This window comes from Amycolatopsis sp. CB00013 (genome assembly GCF_001905755.1).
Classification (GTDB): domain Bacteria; phylum Actinomycetota; class Actinomycetes; order Mycobacteriales; family Pseudonocardiaceae; genus Amycolatopsis; species Amycolatopsis japonica.
Window position 1 is genome coordinate 414272 of the sequence record NZ_LIWC01000007.1, and the last position, 21147, is coordinate 435418.

The 21147-nt window shown below is 71.7% G+C and carries 2 protein-coding genes; both read left to right on the plus strand.

All coding sequences use genetic code 11. The annotated features are described in order from the left end of the window. The first annotated feature begins 9 nt into the window (after positions 1–9). The gene (locus AMK34_RS38580; protein WP_073848705.1) at positions 10–15315 is read left to right on the plus strand and encodes a type I polyketide synthase; all 15306 of its coding nucleotides are present in this window, start codon (positions 10–12) and stop codon (positions 15313–15315) included. 13 nt (positions 15316–15328) lie between these two features. After that, positions 15329–21109, plus strand: a complete 5781-nt coding sequence (locus AMK34_RS38585; protein ID WP_073848707.1) for a type I polyketide synthase — start codon at positions 15329–15331, stop codon at positions 21107–21109. Positions 21110–21147: the final 38 nt, after the last annotated feature.

Here is a 21147-nt window from a genome sequence, read left to right on the forward strand (position 1 = left end):
GACCCTTCCGTGGCGAACGAAGACAAGTACCTCGACTACCTCAAGCGCGCGACCGCCGACCTGCGGGAGACCCGGCGACGGCTGAAGGAGGCCGAGGACCGCGGCCACGAGCCGATCGCCATCATCGGGATGGCCTGCCGGTTCCCCGGGGGCGTGCGGTCGCCGGAGGATCTGTGGGAGCTGGTCGCCGAGGGCCGCGACGGGATCTCCGGGTTCCCCGCCGACCGCGGCTGGGACCTGTCCGCGCTGTACGACCCGACGGGGGAGAAGCCCGGTACGTCGTACTGCCGCGAGGGCGGTTTCCTCGACGGCGCGGGCGAATTCGACCCTGCCTTCTTCGGGATCTCGCCGAGGGAAGCGCTCGCCATGGACCCCCAGCAGCGGCTGCTGCTGGAGATCTCCTGGGAGACCTTCGAACGCGCGGGGATCGACCCGGGCTCCCTGCGGGGCAGCCGGACCGGGGTGTTCGCCGGGGTGATGTACCACGACTACGTCTCCCGCCTCGCCGCGATCCCGGAGGAACTCGAGGGCTACCTCGGCACCGGGAACTCGGGCAGCGTCGTTTCCGGGCGCGTCGCCTACACCTTCGGGCTGGAAGGCCCGGCGGTGACGATCGACACCGCGTGCTCGTCCTCGCTCGTCGCACTGCATCTGGCCGCGCAGGCGTTGCGGCAGGGCGAATGCACGATGGCGCTCGCCGGCGGCGTCGCGGTGATGTCCACACCGGACACGTTCGTCGACTTCAGCCGTCAGCGCGGGCTCGCCGCGGACGGCCGCTGCAAGTCCTATTCGGACGGAGCGGACGGCACGTCGTGGGCCGAAGGTGTCGGGATGCTGCTGGTGGAGAAGCTCTCCGACGCGCAGCGGCTCGGCCACGAGGTGCTCGCCGTCGTCAGCGGCAGCGCGGTCAACCAGGACGGGGCGAGCAGCGGTCTCAGCGTGCCGAACGGCCCGTCACAACAGCGGGTCATCCGGCAGGCCCTGGAGAACGCCCGCCTTTCGGCCGGACAGGTCGACGTCGTGGAGGGCCACGGCACCGGGACCACCCTGGGCGACCCGATCGAGGCGCAGGCGCTGCTGGCCACCTATGGCCGCGAGAAGTCCGCGGACCGGCCGTTGTGGCTGGGCTCGCTGAAATCGAACATCGGGCACTCCCAGTCCGCCGCGGGGGTCGGCGGCGTGATCAAGATGGTGCAGGCGATCCGGCATGGTGTCCTCCCGCGCACCCTGCACGCGGACGACCCGTCGTCCAAAGTGGACTGGTCGGCCGGTGCCGTCGAACTGCTCACCGAAGCACGCGAGTGGCCGGAGACCGGGCAGCCCCGCCGCGCGGGCGTGTCCTCGTTCGGCGTCAGCGGCACCAACGCGCACACCATCATCGAGCAAGCCCCTGAGAGCGAAGAAGTCGCAGGTGTGCCGCCCACCGGCGCCGTACCCGCGGTCCTGTCCGGCAAGACCGCGGACGCGTTGCGCGATCAGGTCGTGCGGCTGCGCTCGCACGTCCTCGCCAGGCCCGAGCTGAGCGTCGCCGATGTCGCCGCGTCGCTCGCCACGACCCGCGTCCTGCACGAGCACCGGGGCGCGATCGTCGCGGCCGACCGGGACCAGCTGCTCGCGGGGCTGGACATCCTCGCCGCCGGCGCCGTGACCTCCGGGGTCGCCCACGGCGTCGCCGCCGACGGCCGGACGGCGTTCCTGTTCACCGGCCAGGGCAGCCAGCGCCGAGGGATGGGCCGGGAGCTCGCCGAGCGGTTCCCGGTGTTCGCCGAGACCTTCGACGACGTCTGCGCCCGGTTCGAGCGGCCGATCAAGGAACTGTCCACAGAGGAACTGAACCAGACGGCGAACACCCAGTGCGCGTTGTTCGCCTTCGAGGTGGCGCTGTTCCGGCTGGTGGAGAGCTGGGGCGTCACACCCGATTTCCTGGCGGGCCACTCGATCGGCGAGATCGCGGCCGCTCATGTCGCGGGCGTGTTCAGCCTCGATGACGCCGTGAAACTGGTGTCGGCGCGAGGCCGGTTGATGCAGGCGTTGCCCACCGGCGGTGCCATGGTGGCCTTGCAGGCGACCGAGGCCGAGGTCGTCCCGCTGCTGACGGACCGGGTGTCGCTGGCCGCGATCAACGGTCCAGAGTCGGTGGTCCTTTCCGGTGACGAAGACGCCGTGGCCGCTGTGGTGTCCCGCTTCGACGGCCGCAAACACAAACGGCTCGCCGTGAGCCACGCGTTCCACTCGCCGCTGATGGAGCCGATGCTCGGCGACTTCCGCGCGGTCGCGGAGAGCCTGTCGTATGAGGCGCCGCGGATTCCGATCGTCTCCGGCGGTCTGGCCGAAGTGTCCACTGCGGACTATTGGGTCCGGCATGTCCGTGACGCGGTGCGGTTCCACGATTCGGTGCGCTTCCTGGAAGCCGAGGGTGTCACGCGGTTCCTGGAGATCGGCCCGGACGCGGTCCTCACCGCCATGGCCCAGGAAAGCACCGAGGACGCGGTCGTCGTCGCGGCCACGCGCCGCAATCGCGCGGAGGACGTCACCCTGCTCGCCGCGGTCTCCACCCTGCACGTCCACGGGGCGGCCGTCGACTGGACGCCGCTGCTCGCCGGCGCCCGCCGCGTCGACCTGCCCACCTATGCTTTCCAGCACCGCCGTTTCTGGCTGGACGGCCCGCTGAACGCCGAGGGCGACGCGGCGAGCCTGGGCCTGGGCGCCACCGACCATCCGCTGCTCGGCGCCGTCGTCACGATGGCCGACGCGCATGGCGTCCTGCTCACCGGGCGGCTTTCCCTCGCGGCGCAGCCGTGGCTGGCCGGGCACGTGGTCGCGGGGCATGTCCTGCTGCCGGGTACCGCCTTCGTCGATCTCGTGCTGCACGCCGGGGACAAGGTCGACTGCGGGATCGTGGAGGAACTGACCCTGCGGGAACCCCTCGCCCTGCCCGAACACGACGCGCTCAGCCTTCAGCTGGTCGTCGGCGCGCCGGACGAGACCGGCAGGCGCACCGTCGGTGTCCATTCCCGCCCCGAGGCCGCCGACGCCGAATGGTCGTGCCACGCGACCGGTGTCCTCGCCCCCGGCTTCCCCGACACCGACTTCAGCCTCGCCGTTTGGCCCCCCGAAGGCGCCGAGCCGGTCGCGATCGACGGCTTGTACGGCGCGCTCGCCGAGGTCGGCCTCGACTACGGGCCCGCCTTCCAGTGCGTCCGTGCCGCCTGGACCCACGAATCGGCCGTCTACGCCGAAATCGAGCTCGCCGACGCCGAGAAGGCCGACGCGGCCCGGTTCGGGATCCATCCGGCCCTGCTCGACTCGGCCCTGCACGCCGCCGGCCTCGGCGCGCTGGACGCCACCGAGGCGCGGCTCCCGTTCTCGTGGTCCGGCGTGAGCCTGAGGGCTTTCGGGGCGACCACGATCCGCGTGCGCCTGACCCCGGCGGGGCCGGACACGATCGCGTTGGCCGTCGCGGATCCGGAGGGACGGCCGGTGTTCACCGCCGACGGCCTCCTCGTCCGCGCGGTCCCGTCCGGCGCCCTCACCTCGCGAAACCCGGTGCGCGACGCGTTGTTCCGGGTGGACTGGCAGCCGCTCACAATCCCCGCCGAGGCCGCCGCGGAGCACGTCGTCGCCTCGTTCACCGGGTACACCGGCGACCTGCTCGGCGACGCCCACGCGGCCGCGGTCCGCGCACTCGAACTGGTGCGCGCCGACGACGGCGGGCCGAAACTCGTCTTCCTGACCAGCGGTGCCGTCGGGGACGCCGTGCCGCATCCGGCGCAGGCCACCGTCTGGGGTCTCGTCCGCACCGCTCAGGCGGAGTTCCCGGACCGGTTCGTCCTCCTCGACACCGACACGGAGCCCGCGCCCGAACTCGTCGCGGCCGCCGTCGCCACCGGCGAACCCGAACTCATGCTCCGCGAGGGCGTCCTGTCCGGTGCCCGGCTCGTCCGCGCCTCGCGTGCCTCCACCGAGCCCGGTGACCTCTCCGGGACGGTGCTCGTCACCGGTGGCACCGGCGCGCTCGGCGCGGATCTCGCCCGGCACCTCGTCCGGTCGCGCGGTGTCCGGCGGCTGCTGCTCACCAGCCGTCGCGGCGCGGCGGCCCCCGGCGCGGACACCCTCACCCGCGAGCTGACCGCGCTCGGCGCCGACGTCCGGATCGAAGCCTGCGACGCCGCCGACCGCGACGCGCTCGCCGCTCTGCTGGCCGATCAGCCGATCACCCTCGCCGTGCACGCGGCGGGTGTGCTGGACGACGGACTCCTCGGTGACCTGTCCCCGGAGCGCCTCACCGCCGTGCTGAGGTCCAAAGTGGATGCCGCCGTGCATCTGCACGAACTGCTCGTTGACACCGAACTCGTCCTGTTCTCCTCGGCCGCCGGGGTGTTCGGCAACGAAGGGCAGGCGAACTACGCCGCCGCGAACGCCTTCCTCGACGCCCTCGCCCGGCATCGCCAGGCGAACGGGCAGCCCGGCACGGCGCTGGCCTGGGGGATGTGGGCCGCCGGAATGGGCGACGCGCTCACCGCCCGCCCCGGCTTCCCCGCACTGTCCACAGAGGACGGCATAGCGCTCTTCGACGCCGCGACGGCGCTCGACGACGCCGCACTCGTCCCGATCCGGCTCGACCTGCCCGCGTTGCGCGCGCGGCTCGGCGGCGACGTGCCGCCGTTGTTCCGCGGCCTGATCCGGCCTGCCCGCCGCGCCGCCGTCACCGGTTCGGCGGGTGCGCTCGCCGACCGGCTGGCCGCGCTCACCCCGGCCGAACGGAGCCGGGAACTCCTGGAGATCGTGCGGACGCACGTCGCCATCGTGCTGGGCCACCTCGGTTCGGAGGCGATCGACGCCGGGAAACCGTTCCAGGAACTCGGTTTCGACTCGCTGGCGGCGGTCGAACTGCGCAACCGGCTGACCGAGGTCACCGGCCTGCGGCTGGCCGCGACCCTCGTCTTCGACTACCCGACCCCGCTCGTGCTCGCCGAACACCTGCTGGAGGGGCTCGCCGGGGGCGGGCTCGCGGAGGCGCCGGACGTGCCGGTGCGCACCGGTCCGGTCGACGAGCCGATCGCGATCATCGGTATGGCCTGCCGCTACCCGGGCGGCGTCACCTCCCCGGAAGAACTGTGGGACCTGGTCGCATCCGGCCGAGACGGGGTCTCGGAGTTCCCGGTCAACCGGGGCTGGGAAGACGTCTACGACGCGGACCCCGGCAAGGCGGGCAAGAGCTACGCCCGCGAGGGCGGATTCCTGCACGACGCGGGCGAATTCGACGCGGCGTTCTTCGGGATCTCGCCGCGTGAGGCGCTGGCGATGGATCCGCAACAGCGGTTGCTGCTGGAGACTTCGTGGGAGGTCTTCGAACGCGCCGGGATCGATCCGCACGCGGTGCGGGGCAGCAAGACCGGCGTCTTCGCCGGCGTGATGTACCACGACTACGCGGCGCGGCTGAACTCCGTGCCGGAGGACGTCGAGGGCTACCTCGGCACGGGGAACTCGGGCAGTGTGATCTCGGGACGCCTGGCCTACACCTTCGGGCTGGAAGGCCCCGCGGTCAGCATCGACACGGCCTGCTCGTCGTCGCTGGTCGCGATGCACCTCGCCGGACAGGCGTTGCGGCAGGGCGAATGTTCGCTCGCGCTCGCGGGCGGTGTGACCGTGATGGCGACGCCCAACACCTTCGTCGAGTTCAGCCGCCAGCGTGGGATGGCCGCCGACGGCCGGTGCAAATCCTTCGCCGAGGCCGCGGACGGCACCGGCTGGGGCGAGGGCGTCGGCATGCTCCTGCTGGAGCGCCTTTCGGACGCCCGCCGCAATGGTCACCGGGTACTGGCCGTGGTTCGCGGCTCGGCGGTGAACCAGGACGGCGCGTCGAACGGGCTCACAGCGCCGAACGGGCCGTCGCAGCAGCGGGTGATCCGTCAGGCTTTGGCGCAGGCCGGTCTTCGTCCGTCCGATGTGGACGCTGTCGAAGCGCACGGAACCGGGACGACACTCGGTGACCCGATCGAGGCGCAAGCTCTGCTCGCCACATATGGGCAGGATCGGGAAGAGCCGTTGTGGCTGGGTTCGGTGAAGTCGAACCTCGGTCACACCCAGGCCGCCGCCGGTGTCGCGGGCGTGATCAAGATGGTCGAGGCGATGCGGCACGGCGTGCTGCCCAAGACGCTGCACGTCGACGGGCCGTCGTCCCATGTGGACTGGTCCGATGGCGCGGTGTCCCTGGTGACGGAATCGCGGGAGTGGCCGGACACCGGTCGTCTGCGGCGCGCCGGGGTGTCGTCGTTCGGGATCAGCGGGACCAACGCGCACACCATCATCGAGGCCGTCGAGCCGGAGGCCGCCGAGCCGCCCGGAAGCCCGGATGTTCCGCCGTGGCCGCTGTCCGGCAAGACCGAGGAAGCGTTGCGCGCGCAGGCGGCTCGCCTTCACGACCACCTGCTTGCCACTCCCGACGTGACCGCGGCGGACGTCGCGCTCGCTCTCACGGCGCGGGCGGACCTGGAGCATCGTGCCGTGCTCGTGGCCGGTGACCGTGATGGTCTCCTCGCCACGCTGGATGCGCTCGCGCACGGCGAGACCACCGAGGGGATCGTCCGGGGAATCGCCCGGCACACCGGCCGGACGGCGTTCCTGTTCACCGGTCAGGGCAGTCAGCGGCTCGGGATGGGGCGTGAGCTGGCCGAGCGTTTCCCGGTGTTCGCCGAGGCTTATGACGAGGTGTGTTCCCGGTTCGAGCAGCCGCTCAGGGACTTGTCGGCCGAGGAGCTGAATCAGACGGCGAATACGCAGTGTGCGTTGTTCGCTCTTGAGGTGGCGCTGTTCCGGTTGGTGGAGAGCTGGGGTGTTCGGCCGGACTTCTTGGCCGGGCATTCGGTCGGTGAGATCGCGGCCGCCCACGTCGCGGGTGTGCTTTCCCTCGACGATGCGGTGACGCTGGTGTCGGCGCGCGGCCGGTTGATGCAGGCGCTGCCCACGGGTGGCGCGATGGTGGCACTGCGGGCGACCGAAGCGGAGGTGACCCCGCTGCTGACGGAGCGGGTGTCGATCGCCGCCATCAACGGCCCGGAGTCGGTGGTCGTCTCGGGTGACGAAGACGCCGTCGCCGCTGTGGTCGAGGGCCGCAAACACAAGCGACTTACCGTGAGTCACGCGTTCCACTCGCCGTTGATGGAGCCGATGCTGGACGGCTTCCGCACCGTGGTGGAGGGCCTGACGTTCGCGGCGCCGCGGATCCCGATCGTGTCGGGTGGTCTAGCTGAAGTGTCCACTTCGGACTACTGGGTCCGGCATGTCCGTGACGCGGTGCGGTTCCACGATTCGGTCAAGTTCCTGGAGGCCGAGGGCGTCACGCGGTTCCTGGAGATCGGGCCGGACGGCGTGCTGACCGCGATGGCCCAGGACAGCCTCGAGGACGCGGTCGTCGTCCCCGCCCTGCGGCGCGACAAGCCCGAGGTCACGACCCTGCTGACAGCGGTCGCCGGACTGCACGTCCACGGCGCCGACGTCGACTGGAGCCCGTTGTCCGCCGGGGCCCGGCGGGTGGATCTGCCGACGTATGCCTTCCAGCGCACGGAGTTCTGGCTCGACGCGGGCGCCGCGGCCGGCGATCTGACCGCGGCGGGACTGGCCGACGCCGGGCACCCGCTGCTCGGTGGCGCGGTGACCCTGCCGGACTCCGGTGGGACCGTGTTCACCGGCAGGCTGTCGCTTTCGGCCCAGCCCTGGCTCACCGACCACGCCGTCGGGGAGACCGTGCTCCTGCCCGGCACCGCGTTCGTCGATCTGGCGCTCGCCGCCGGACGACGGCACGGCGCCGTCGTCCTCGACGAACTCACCCTGGAGAGCCCGCTGGTCCTGCCGGAGCACGGCGGTGTCGATCTGCGCGTGTGGGTCCGCGAACCGGACGACATCGGTGTGTGCGCGGTCAGCGTGCATTCCCGCGCCGACGACGAGCCCTGGATCCGCCATGCGGTCGGGACGCTGACCGAGGACACCGGTGTCACGCCCGCCGACCTCACGTCGTGGCCGCCCGCCGCCGAGGAGACCGACGTCGACGGGCTGTACGACGCGCTCGCCGACGCGGGCCTGAACTACGGCCCGGTCTTCCAAGGCGTCCGCGCCGCGTGGCTCGACGGCACCACGGTGTACGCCGAGATCGACCTCGACGAACGTCACCACGGCGACGCCGCGCGCTTCGGCCTGCACCCGGCCCTGCTGGACGCGGCCCTGCACACCGCCGGACTCGGCGCGCTGAACACCGAAGGCGGGGCCCGGCTGCCCTTCCTATGGTCGGGTGTCTCGCTCACCGGCCTCGGCGCCACGAGCCTGCGCGTCCGGCTCACCGGGATCGGCGACACGCTCTCCCTGACGATCGCGGATGGATCAGGCGGGCCGGTGGCGACCGTCGCCGGGTTGACCGTCCGCCAGGTCGACCCCGCCGCGTTCGGGGGTGGCGGCGACTCGCTGTTCCGGGTGGAGTGGGTCCCGGTCCGCCTCCGTGCCGCGGAGGCCGCACCCGTCATGGTTATCCGGTCCGAAGTGGACAGTGTGGCGAATGTGCACGACGCGACCGCGCAAACGCTTGCGGCGCTCCAATCCTGGCTCGCCGACGAAGACAACGCCGACACCATCCTGGTCGTGCAGACCAGCGGCGCCGTGTCGGTGGCGGGGGAGGACACGCGTGATCTCGCCCGCGCCGCCGTCTGGGGGCTGGTGCGGTCGGCGCAGTCCGAGCACCCGGGCCGGTTCGTGCTCATCGACACCGACGGCGAAACAGTGGACCTGGCCGGAGCCGTCGCCACTGGCGAAGCGCAACTCGCCATCCGCGACGGGAAGCTTTGGGCGCCACGTCTGGTGAAGAGCGTGCCCTCCGGCACGGCACCGCGGTTCGATCCGGAAGGGACCGTCCTGCTCACCGGGGCCACCGGCGCGCTGGGCCGATCACTGGCCCGTCACCTGGTCTCCGGACACGGCGTGCGGCACCTGCTGCTGGTCAGCCGCAGCGGTGCCGCCGCCCCCGGTGCCACGGACCTGTTGGCGGAACTGACCGGGCTCGGTGCCTCCGCGGTCCTGGAGTCCTGCGACGTCGCCGACCGGGAAGCCCTCGCGGAACTGCTGGCCGGGATCGACCCCGAGCATCCGCTCACCGCGGTGGTGCACGCGGCCGGCGTCCTCGACGACGGTCTGATCGACAGCTTGACCCCCGAACGGTTCGACGCCGTCCTGCGGCCCAAGGCCGACGCGGCGCTGAACCTGCACGAACTGGCGGGCGACGTCGACGAGTTCGTGCTGTTCTCCTCGGCGGCGGGCACGTTCGGCAACGCCGGACAGGCGAACTACGCCGCGGCGAACGCCTTCTTGGACGCCCTGGCACAGCACCGGCTGGCCAACGGGCTCCCGGCCCGGTCACTGGCCTGGGGTCTCTGGGACACCGACGACGGGATGGACGCCTCCGCCGCCGTCGCCAGGCTCACCGGGTCCGGGCTCACCACCGAGGAGGGGCTGCGCCTGTTCGACACCGCGGGTGACGGCGTCGTCCTGCCGATGAAGCTCGACCTCGCCGCGCTCCGCGCCGAACTCGGCTCCGACGTGCCGTCCCTGCTGCGCGGTCTGATCAAGGCTCCCGCGCGGCGCTCCGCCGGCGCGTCGGCGTGGAAACGTCAGCTCGCGGGACTGTCCGAAGAGGACCGTGACGCACGTCTGCTCGAACTCGTGCGGACACAGGTCGCCGCGGTGCTGGGTTACTCCGGCCCGGAGGACGTGCCGTCGGACCGAGCGTTCACCGAACTCGGCTTCGATTCGCTCACGTCGGTGGACCTGCGGAACCGGCTGAACTCCGCGACCGGTCTGCGCCTGCCCGCCACCCTCGTGTTCGACCACCCGAACTCCGACGCGGTCGTCTCCCGGCTGCGGGAGGAACTGTCCGGCACCACGGTCGCGGCCGCCGTCGTCACCACGGCACCGGTGGACGAACCGATCGCCATCGTCGGCATGGCCTGCCGGTTCCCCGGCGGTGTCCGCTCACCGGAAGACCTCTGGCGGCTGGTCAGCGAAGGCCGCGACGGCATCACCCCGTTCCCGGCGGACCGGGGCTGGGACGTCGAAGGTCTGTACGACCCCGAGGCGTCCAGGCCCGGCACCTCTTGCACCCGCTACGGCGGATTCCTGCACGACGCCGGGGACTTCGACCCAGGGTTCTTCGGGATTTCGCCGCGTGAGGCGCTGGCGATGGACCCGCAGCAGCGGTTGCTCCTGGAGACGTCCTGGGAAGCCTTCGAACGGGCCGGGATCGACCCGGCCACCTTGCGCGGTTCCGCGACCGGCGTCTTCGCCGGGGCGATGTACCACGACTACGTTTCGCGGCTCACCGAGATCCCGGCGGATCTGGAGGGGTACCTCGGCACGGGGAACTCGGGCAGCGTGATCTCGGGGCGCCTCGCCTACGCCTTCGGGCTGGAAGGCCCGGCGGTCAGCATCGACACGGCGTGTTCGTCTTCGCTGGTCGCGATGCACCTCGCGGCGCAGGCGCTGCGGCAAGGCGAATGCGGCCTGGCGCTGGCCGGTGGTGTCGCGGTGATGTCCACTCCGGACACTTTCATCGAGTTCAGCCGCCAGCGCGGGATGGCGCCCGACGGCCGGATCAAGGCGTTCTCCGAGACCGCGGACGGCACGGCGTGGGGCGAGGGCGTCGGCATGCTGCTGCTGGAGCGCCTTTCGGATGCCCGTCGCAACGGCCACCAGGTGCTGGCTGTCCTGCGTGGTACGGCGGTGAACCAGGACGGCGCGTCGAACGGGCTGACGGCGCCGAACGGTCCGTCGCAGCAACGAGTGATCCGTCAGGCTTTGGCACAGGCCGGATTGCAACCGTCCGATGTGGACGCCGTCGAGGCGCACGGCACGGGAACGACTCTTGGCGACCCGATCGAGGCACAAGCCCTGCTCGCCACATACGGGCAGGATCGGGAAGAGCCGTTGTGGCTTGGCTCGGTGAAGTCCAACCTCGGCCACACCCAGGCCGCCGCGGGGGTGGCGAGCGTGATCAAGATGGTCGAGGCGATGCGGCACGGCGTGCTGCCCAAGACCCTGCACGTCGATGAGCCTTCGTCCCATGTGGACTGGACGGAAGGCGCCGTCGCCCTGCTCACCGAATCGCGGGAGTGGCCGGACACCGGTCGTCCGCGGCGGGCCGGGGTGTCGTCGTTCGGGATCAGCGGGACCAACTCGCATGTCGTCCTGGAAGCGGACGGCGCCGGGGACGTGGCACCGGTCGACCAGCCGGATGTACTCGCCTTCCCGTTGTCCGCCAAGACTCAGGACGCTCTGCGTGGGCAGGCCGCCAGGTTGCGTGCCCGGTTGCTGACCGGATCCGCGCCCGAGTTCGCCGACGTCGCGCAAACGCTTGCCACGCGGGGACTTTTCGAGCACCGGGCGGTCGTCACCGCGGGCGACCGCGATGGACTGCTCGACGCGCTCGCCGCACTGGCCGGGGGAGAACCGGGCGACTTCGTCACCGGTCTCGCGAAACCGGGCGGGAAGCTCGCGTTCCTCTTCACCGGTCAGGGCAGCCAGCGTGCCGGGATGGCCGACGAACTGTCGGCCGCGTTCCCCGTCTTCGCTCAAGCCTTCGACGAGATCTGCGCTCGTTTCGACGCTCTGCTGGACCGTCCGCTGCGCGAGGCGCTCACCAGTGACCTGATCGACCGCACCGAGTACACCCAGTGCGCGATGTTCGCCGTCGAGGTCGCGCTGTTCCGGCTCGTCGAGAGCCGCGGCGTCCGGCCGGACTTCCTGGCCGGGCATTCGATCGGGGAACTGGCGGCGGCCCACGTCGCCGGGGTCTGGTCGCTGGAGGACGCCTGCACCGTGGTCGCCGCGCGCGGCAGGCTCATGCAGGCGCTGCCCCCGGGCGGCGCGATGATCGCCGTCCAGGCCACCGAAGAGGAGGTCCGGCCGCTGATCGACGGCGAGACCGTGTCGATCGCCGCGATCAACGGCCCGGTGTCGGTCGTCGTCTCCGGCGAAGAGGCCGCCGTGACCGCGCTGGCCGCCGGGTTCGCCGAACGCGGCCGCAAGACCAAACGGCTCACCGTCAGCCACGCGTTCCACTCGCCGCTCATGGACGGGATGCTCGGCGAATTCCGTGCCGTACTCGACGGCGTCCAAGCCGCCGAACCGCGGATCCCGCTGGTGTCCACGTTGACCGGTGAGCCGCTGACCGGCGACCAGGCACGATCGAGCGAGTACTGGGTCCGGCACGTACGGGACGCGGTCCGGTTCTGCGACGCCGTCCGGACCCTGGAAGCGCACGGCGTCCGCCGCTATCTGGAACTCGGCCCGGACGCGCCGCTGACCGCCATCGGCGAGCACTGCGTCACGAACGAATCCACAGTGGACGCTCCGCTGTTCGTGCCGTCGCTGCGCGCCGGCCGGTCCGACGTCGAGTCGTTCGTCACCGCGCTCGCGCGGTTGCACGTCGACGGCGTCCGGGTCGACTGGGCGAAGGCGCTCCCCGGCCGGAAGATCGATCTGCCCACCTACGCCTTCCAGCACGAACGGTTCTGGCTGCGGCCCGTAGCCCCCGCGGTGGGTGACGTCACCGGGCTGGGGCAGTCGCCCGCCGGGCATCCGCTGCTCGGCGCGGCGATCGAGGCGCCGGACAGCGGTGCGGTGCTGTTCACCGGCAGGCTGTCGGTGCAGGAGCAGCCGTGGCTGGCCGACCACGTCGTCGCCGGGACGACCCTCCTGCCGGGTACGGCGTTCGTCGAGCTCGCGTTGCGGGCCGGGGAGCTGACCGGCTGCGCGGCCGTCGACGAACTGACCTTGGAAGCGCCGCTGGTGCTGCCGGACCACGGTGGCACGGCGCTGCGGATCGTCGCGGCCGCGCCGGACGAGACCGGCAGGCGCGCGCTGGACGTCTACTCCCGCCCCGACGACGGCGACTGGATTCGCCACGCCACCGGAACCGTGTCGCCTCTGGCGGCGGGCGCGCCGTTCGATCTTTCGGCCTGGGCGGCCGCCGATGCCGAGACCGTCGAAACCGACGGCCTCTACGACGGATTGGCCGCCGCCGGGCTCGAGTACGGCCCGGTCTTCCAGGGACTTCGCTCCGCCCGGCGGCGAGGGGACGACATCTGGGCCCAGGTCGACCTCCCCGAGGACACCCCGACCGAAGGTTTCGGCCTGCACCCGGCGTTGCTCGACGCCGCCTTGCACGCTCTGGGCTTCGCCAAAGGGGGTGAGCAGGAGGCCGACGTGGCTGCCGGGCGCGTGCGCCTGCCGTTCGCCTGGTCCGGCGTCCGGCTCCACGCCTCCGGTGCGCGTGCCCTGCGGGTCCGGCTGTCACCGGCGGGGGAGAACGCGGTCTCCCTGGCCGCGGCGGACGAGACCGGCAGGCTGGTGGCCACAGTGGACGCTTTGACGCTGCGTCCGGTCTCGCTGGAGCAGCTCGGCGGGCGACAGGGCAGCCACGAGTCGCTGTTCGGCCTGGAGTGGGCGCCGGTTCCGCTCGATCCCACCGCCGCCGTGGCCGCGAGCTGGGCCGTCGTCGGTGTCGACGACTACAAACTCGACGCCGCGCTCACCGCCGCCGGCTATCGCGGCCAGGCTTACGCCGATCTCGCCGCGCTGGCCGAGGTGATCGACCGGGTGCCCGAGCTGGTCTTCGTTTCGTGCGCGCCGGACCACCGTCAAGGGCTGGCAGCCGCCGCGCACACCGCCGCCCACCGCGCGCTGGAGCTGGTCCGTACGTGGCTGGCCGAGGACCGGTTCGCCGGTTCCCGGCTGGTGCTGGTCACCGGTGGCGCCGTCGACGAACCGGCGCAGGCGGTGATCTGGGGCCTGGTCCGCTCGGCGCAGTCCGAGCACCCCGGCCGGTTCGTGCTGGTCGACCTCGACGAACAGGACGCGTCGTATCGCGTGCTGTTGCCCGCCCTCGCTTCCGGCGAACCTCAGCTGGAGTTGCGCGAGGGAACGGTGAAGGCGCCACGGCTGGTCAAACCGGCCGTGACGCCGGTCGAAGGCAAGGCGCGGGCCGACGGGGCCGTGCTGATCACCGGCGGCACCGGCGCGCTCGGCGCGGCACTGGCCCGGCATCTGGTCACCGCGCACGGGAAGACCCGGCTGGTGCTCGCCGGTCGCCGCGGCCCGGACGCGCCGGGCGCGGGCGAACTGGCCGACGAACTGCGAGGGTTGGGCGCCGAGGTCGCTGTGGTCGCTTGCGACGCGGCAGATCGTGAAGCGCTGCAACGTCTTCTGGCCGAGCATCCGGTGACCGGGGTCGTCCACGCCGCCGGTGTCCTCGACGACGTCATCCTCGACGGTCTCACTCCGGAACGGTTCGACGCCGTCCTGCGGCCGAAGGTCGACGCCGCGGTGAACCTGCACGAACTGGTGGGCGACGTCGACGAGTTCGTGCTGTTCTCCTCCGCGGCGGGCACTTTCGGCAATCCAGGGCAGGCGAACTACGCGGCGGCCAACGCTTTCCTCGACGCGCTCGCCCGGCATCGCCGTGCGCACGGGCTGCCGGCGACCTCGCTCGCCTGGGGGCTCTGGGCCGGTGACGGGATGGCGGGCGGTATGTCCGGCCGCGACCTGGAACGGATGACGGCCTCCGGCGCGGGCGCATTGTCCACAGAGGAGGGACTGGCGCTGTTCGACATCGCGGTGACGGCGGCCGAACCGGTGCTGTTGCCGATGCGGCTGGACCTCGCCGCGGTGCGGGCGGGCCTCGGCACCGACGTCCCGCCCCTGCTGCGCGGCCTGATCCGCGGTACCGGCAAACGCGCCGAGACCGCCGGTTCGCCGACCGGGGACGCGCTCAAGGCGGAACTGGCCGGGATGACCGGGGAGGAACGCGCCGCGGCGCTGCTGAACCTCGTCGCCACACACGTCGCCGGTGTCCTCGGGCACGCCGGTCCCGAGCAGGTCGACCCGGACAAGGCGTTCACCGAACTCGGGTTCGACTCGCTCGCCGCGGTCGAACTGCGCAACCGGGTCAACGAGGCCACCGGTCTCCGGCTGCCGGCCACGCTGGTCTTCGACCATCCGACCACCGCCGCGGTGGCGGAACTGGTCGGCGCGGAGATCGTCGTGGACGACGCGCCACCGCCGCTGGGGGTGCTGGCGGAACTCGACCGGCTGGAGGCCGCGTTCGCCGGGGGAAGCCCGGACGACGCGATCCGCGGCAAGGTCAAGGACCGGCTGCGCGCCCTGCTCGCGGCCTGCGATCCGGGCGAGGGCACCGAATCCGTGGCGGATCGGCTCGAAGACGCCTCGGACGACGAAATGTTCGAATTCATCGGCAAGGAACTCGGGATCTCCTGACTTGGGGGCGGAAATGAAAGACACCGAGGACAAACTCCGGTACTTCCTCAAGCAGGTCACCGCGGATCTTCACGAAACCCGGAAACGCTTGAAGGAGACCGAAACCGCGGGCACCGAACCGATCGCCATCGTCGGGATGGCCTGCCGTTATCCCGGCGGGGTCGCCTCGCCCGAGGATCTGTGGCGGATGGTCGAAACCGGCGGCGAAGGGATCAGCGGATTCCCGGTCGACCGCGGCTGGGACCTCGAAGCGTTGTACGACCCGGACCCGGACAAGCAGGGGACGAGTTACGTTTCGCAGGGCGGTTTCCTCCACGACGTCGCCGAGTTCGACCCGGCGTTCTTCGGTATCTCGCCGCGTGAGGCACTGGCGATGGACCCGCAGCAGCGGCTCCTGCTGGAGACGTCGTGGGAGGCCATCGAGCGGGCGGGAATCGATCCGGGTTCGCTGAAGGGCAGCCGGACCGGGGTGTTCGCCGGGCTGATGTACCACGACTACGTCTCCGGGCTGACCGAGATCCCCGACGAGGTCGGCGGCTACCTCGGCACCGGGAACTCGGGCAGCATCGCCTCAGGGCGGGTGTCGTACACCTTCGGGTTCGAGGGGCCGGCGCTCACCGTGGACACCGCGTGCTCGTCGTCGCTGGTGACCCTGCACCTCGCCGCACAGGCGTTGCGGCGGGGCGAGTGCGACCTCGCGCTGTCCGGCGGCGTGACGGTGATGTTCACCCCCGGGACGTTCGTGGAGTTCAGCCGTCAGCGCGGAATGGCGCCGGACGGCCGCTGCAAACCGTTCGCCGAAGAGGCGGACGGCACCGGCTGGTCCGAGGGTGTCGGGATGCTGCTGGTGGAACGGCTTTCCGACGCGCGGCGCAACGGCCATCCGGTACTGGCGGTCCTGCGCGGGTCGGCGGTGAACCAGGACGGCGCGTCGAACGGCCTGACCGCCCCGAACGGCCCGTCCCAGCAGCGGGTGATCCGCGAGGCGCTCGCCGACGCCCGGCTGACGACGGCGGACGTCGATGTCGTCGAGGCGCACGGGACCGGCACCACGCTGGGCGACCCGATCGAGGCGCAGGCGCTGCTCGCGACCTACGGCAAGGGCAGGCCGTCGGAACGGCCGCTGTGGCTCGGGTCGATCAAGTCGAACCTCGGGCACACGCAGGCCGCCGCCGGGGTCGCCGGGATCATCAAGATGGTGCAGGCACTGCGAAGCGGGACCCTGCCGCGAAGCCTGCACGCGGAGACCCCGTCGTCGCATGTGGACTGGAGCGCGGGCGCGGTCTCGTTGCTGGACGAAGCGCGGCCGTGGCCGGAACTCGACCGTCCTCGGCGAGCCGCGGTGTCGTCGTTCGGCATCAGCGGCACCAACGCGCACGTCGTCCTCGAAGCCGCCCCGGCCGCTGAGAAAAGTGAGGCTCGGCAGCCGGTGGTGACCGGTGCGACGCCGTGGCTTCTGTCGGCGCGGACGCCGGAAGCCTTGCGGGCGCGAGCCGCTCGGCTTCGGTCCTTTGTGGATCTTCCGGGCGCCGCCGCCACCCTGGCCGCGCGGCCGCTGTTCGGGCATCGGGCGGCCATCGTCGGTGATCCGCGTGCCGCGCTCGACGCGCTCGACGCGCTCGCCGCCGGAGAGCCGTCGAGCCTGCTGATCGAGGGCATCGCGCAGTCGGGTAAGGCTGTTTTCGTGTTCCCGGGTCAGGGTTCGCAGTGGGTGGGGATGGCGGAGGAGTTGTTGTTGGCTGCTCCGGTGTTCGCGGAGTCGATGGCTGAGTGTGAGGTGGCGCTTTCGTCCTTTGTGGATTGGAAGTTGTCTGATGTGTTGTCGGATGCGGCTGCGTTGGAGCGGGTTGATGTGGTGCAGCCTGTGTTGTTCGCGGTGATGGTGTCGTTGGCGCGGTTGTGGCGGGCGTGTGGTGTTGAGCCTGCTGCGGTGGTGGGTCATTCGCAGGGTGAGATCGCGGCGGCGTGTGTGGCGGGTGCGTTGTCGTTGGATGACGCTGCGCGCGTGGTGTGTTTGCGGAGTAAGGCGATTCTGGCGTTGTCGGGACTCGGTGGCATGGTGTCGGTGGCCGCTTCGGAGGATCGTGTTCGGGAGTTGCTGCCTGAGGGTGTGTCGGTGGCTGCGGTGAACGGTCCGTCTGCGGTCGTGGTGTCCGGTGATGTCGCCGGGCTGGAGGCGCTGGTCAAGCGGTGTGAGCTCCTGGACGTGCGGGCGAAGCGGATCCCGGTGGATTACGCGTCGCATTCGGCGCATGTTGATGCGATCGAACGGGATGTGGTGTCGGCGTTGGCGGGTATCTCGCCGCAGGCGCCGGTGATTCCGTTCTATTCGACGGTGACCGATGAGCTTCTGGAATTGGATGCTGGGTATTGGTTCCGGAATCTGCGGGGGACGGTGCAGTTCGCGGCGACGGTGGATCGGTTGCTGGAGGATGGGTTCCGGTTCTTCGTGGAAACGAGTCCGCATCCGGTGTTGGTTCCCGGGATCAGTGAAGATGCGGTGGCGTTGGGGAGTTTGCGTCGGGGCGAGGGTGGTGCGGAGCGGTTCGTCGCGTCGCTCGCCGAAGCCCATGTGCACGGCCTGAGCCCGGCGTGGTCTTCGATCCTGCCGACGGCGGACTGGGTCGACCTGCCGACGTATCCATTCCAGCGCAAGCGGTTCTGGCTGGAAGCCGGGACCGTCGCCGGGGACGCGTCGGCGTTCGGGCAGACAGTCGTGGACCATCCGCTGCTCGGCGCCGTCGTCGCGGTCCCCGGGACCGGCGGGCTGCTGTACACCGGCCGGATCTCACTGGAAACGCATCCCTGGCTCGCCGATCACGCCGTGTCCGGGACCGTCCTCGTGCCCGGCACCGCGTTCGTGGAGCTCACGCTGGCCGCCGGCATCCAGGTGGACTGCACGAAGCTCGACGAATTGACCCTCGAAGCCCCGCTCGTACTCGAAGAAGGCACCGACGTCCGGCTCTCGGTCGAACTCGGCGACGCGGACGTCGACGGCCGTCGCGAGGTCGGCGTGTACTCCCGCCGCAGCGACGAACCCTGGACCCGGCACGCCAACGGTGTCCTGCTGCCCGAGACGGACGGGGTGCCCACCCCGCTCGCGGAATGGCCGCCCGCCGGGGCGGAACGCGTCGGCGTCGAGGCGCTGTACGACGAACTCGCGGACGCGGGCCTCGAATACGGTCCCGCGTTCCAAGGACTTCGCGCCGCTTGGCGGCGCGAGAACGAGGTCTTCGCCGAAATCGACCTGCCCGAAGCCCAGACCGGCGACGCTCCGGCCTTCGGCCTGCATCCCGCGTTGCTGGACGGCGCACTCCACGGGATCGCGCTGGGGGTGCTTCCCGACGACGCCGAGGGGCTTCGGCTCCCGTTCGCGTTCTCCGGGGTCCGGCTGTGGTCGCGGGGCGCGACGGCACTACGGGTGCGGCTGCGGCCTGCTGCGGACGGGGTCGCGCTGACCGTCGCCGACGCTGAAGGCCTGCCGGTCGCCGACGTGGACGGTCTGCTGCTGCGGCCGGTGTCGGTGTCCGGCCTCGGTGGATATCGAGAGTCCTTGTTCGGCCTGGATTGGGTGCCTGCGGGCGCGAGCGAGCCGCACGAGGCGACGGTGTGGCACTGCGGATCCGGGGATCTCCGCACCGTGCTGGGTGCGGCACTCGAACGCGTCCGGACGTGGCTCGACGAACCGGGGGACGGCCCGCTCGTGGTGGCCACGCGAGGCGGGATCGCGACCGAACGCCCGGATCCGGTGGCGGCCGCGGTGTGGGGGCTCGTGCGCTCGGCGCAGTCGGAGCACCCCGGGCGGTTCGTGCTCGTGGACGGCGACGTCCCGGCCGCGCTGCCCGCCGGGGAATCTCAGGTCGTGGTTCGCGACGGGGTCAGCTTCGTCCCAAGGCTTGTCCGGGTTCCGGAACCCGGACCGGCGCGGGCGTGGAGCGACGGCGACGTCGTGCTGATCACCGGCGGCACCGGCCTCCTCGGCGCGGCCGTCGCGAAACATCTGGTGGTGACGCACGGCGTCCGTTCGCTGGTGCTGCTGAGCCGTTCCGGCGCGTCCGCGCCCGGTGCGGCGGCGCTGGCGGACGAACTCACCGGGCTGGGTGCCGAGGTCCGGATCCTGGCGTGCGACGCGGCCGACCGGGAGGCGTTGCGCCAGGTGCTGGCCGCGCATCCGGTGACCGGTGTCGTGCACGCCGCCGGTGTCCTCGACGACGGGCTGATCACCGCGCAGACCCCCGAACGGCTCGACCGGGTGCTCGCGCCGAAGGTGGACGCCGCGGTGAACCTGCACGAACTCCTGCCCGACGCCGCACCGTTCGTGATGTTCTCCTCGGCGGCCGGTGTCTTCGGAAATCCGGGGCAGTCCGGTTACGCCGCGGCCAACGCGTTCGTGGACGCGCTGGTGGAACGCCGCCGGGCAGAAGGCGCCGCAGCGACGTCACTGGCGTGGGGTCTGTGGGCGACCACCAGTGCCATGACCGATTCCGCCGACGTCGAGCGGATGGCGAGGGCCGGGCTCGCCGGACTGTCCACAGAGGAGGGTCTGGAGCTGTTCGACGCCGCGCTCGCCACGGGGCGGACGCTGACCGTGCCGATGCGGCTCGACCTCACCGCTCTCCGCGCCGAGGAGATCCCGCCGTTGCTGAGCGGACTCGTCCGCGCTCGTGCCCGGCGCGCGCCCGACGGCGGCGGCGCGTTCCGCGCGCGGCTCGCCGGACTCGACGCGGACGGCCGCGACGCGGCGATCCTGGAACTGGTGCGCGGCCAGGTCGCGGCCGTCCTCGGGCACGACGGGGCCGGCGCCATCGACGCCGACGTCGCCTTCCTCGAACTCGGCTTCGACTCGCTCACCGCCGTCGACCTGCGCAACCGGCTGGCGGCCTCGACCGGCCTGCGGCTCCCGCCGTCGCTGGTCTTCGACCACCCGACGCCGCTCGCCGTGGCGGAACGGATCTCCGGTGACTTCTCGGCCTCCGACCGGCAGCCCGAGACACCGCCCGCGGCCGCGAGCTTCTTCGGCGCGATGTTCGCCCGCGCTGTCGAACTCGGCGAGGTCGCGCAGTTCGTCGCGCTGGCCGCGCAGGCGTCGCGCTACCGGCCGTCGTTCACCGTCGAAACCGCGCGGGAACAGAACCTGCAACCGGTCCGGCTCGCGAAAGGCCCGTCCGGCCCCGAACTCGTCTGCGTCCCCTCCCTCCTGGTCGGCTCGGGCGCGCACGAATACGCGCGGTTCGCGGCGTCGTTCCGAGACGTGCAGGACGTTTCCGTCGTTCCGGTGCCCGGTTTCGGGCACGGGCAGCCGCTGCCGGACTCGGTCGAGGCGGTCCTCCACGCACAGGCGGACGCCATCCTCCGCGAAGGCGGCGACCCGGTGGTCCTGGTGGCCCACTCGTCGGGCGGCCCGCTCGCCCACGCGCTGGCGAGGCACCTGGAGGAAGCGGGCGCCGCGCCCCGCGCGCTCGTGCTGATCGACGTCTACCCGCAGGACGAACACGCGCTGGACGGCATCCGCGACCGGCTCGCCGACGGCCTCGGGGACGACACGCGGCTCACCGCGATGGGTGCTTACCTGCGCCTGTTCGCCGACCACGTTCCCGCGGCGACCGGTGTGCCGACCTTGCTGGTGCGGGCGTCGGAGCCGCTGGAAGCGTGGCGCGACCGGGCCGGATGGCAGTCCGGCTGGGCCTTGCCGCATGACACGGTGGACGTCGAGGGGGATCACTTCACGATGCTGGAGCGGCATGCGGGGACGACCGCCGAGGCCGTCCGGGAGTGGCTGGGGCGGCTGCCTTAAGCGGTCTCGCCGTGGTCCGTGAAGGCCTCCTTGAGGGA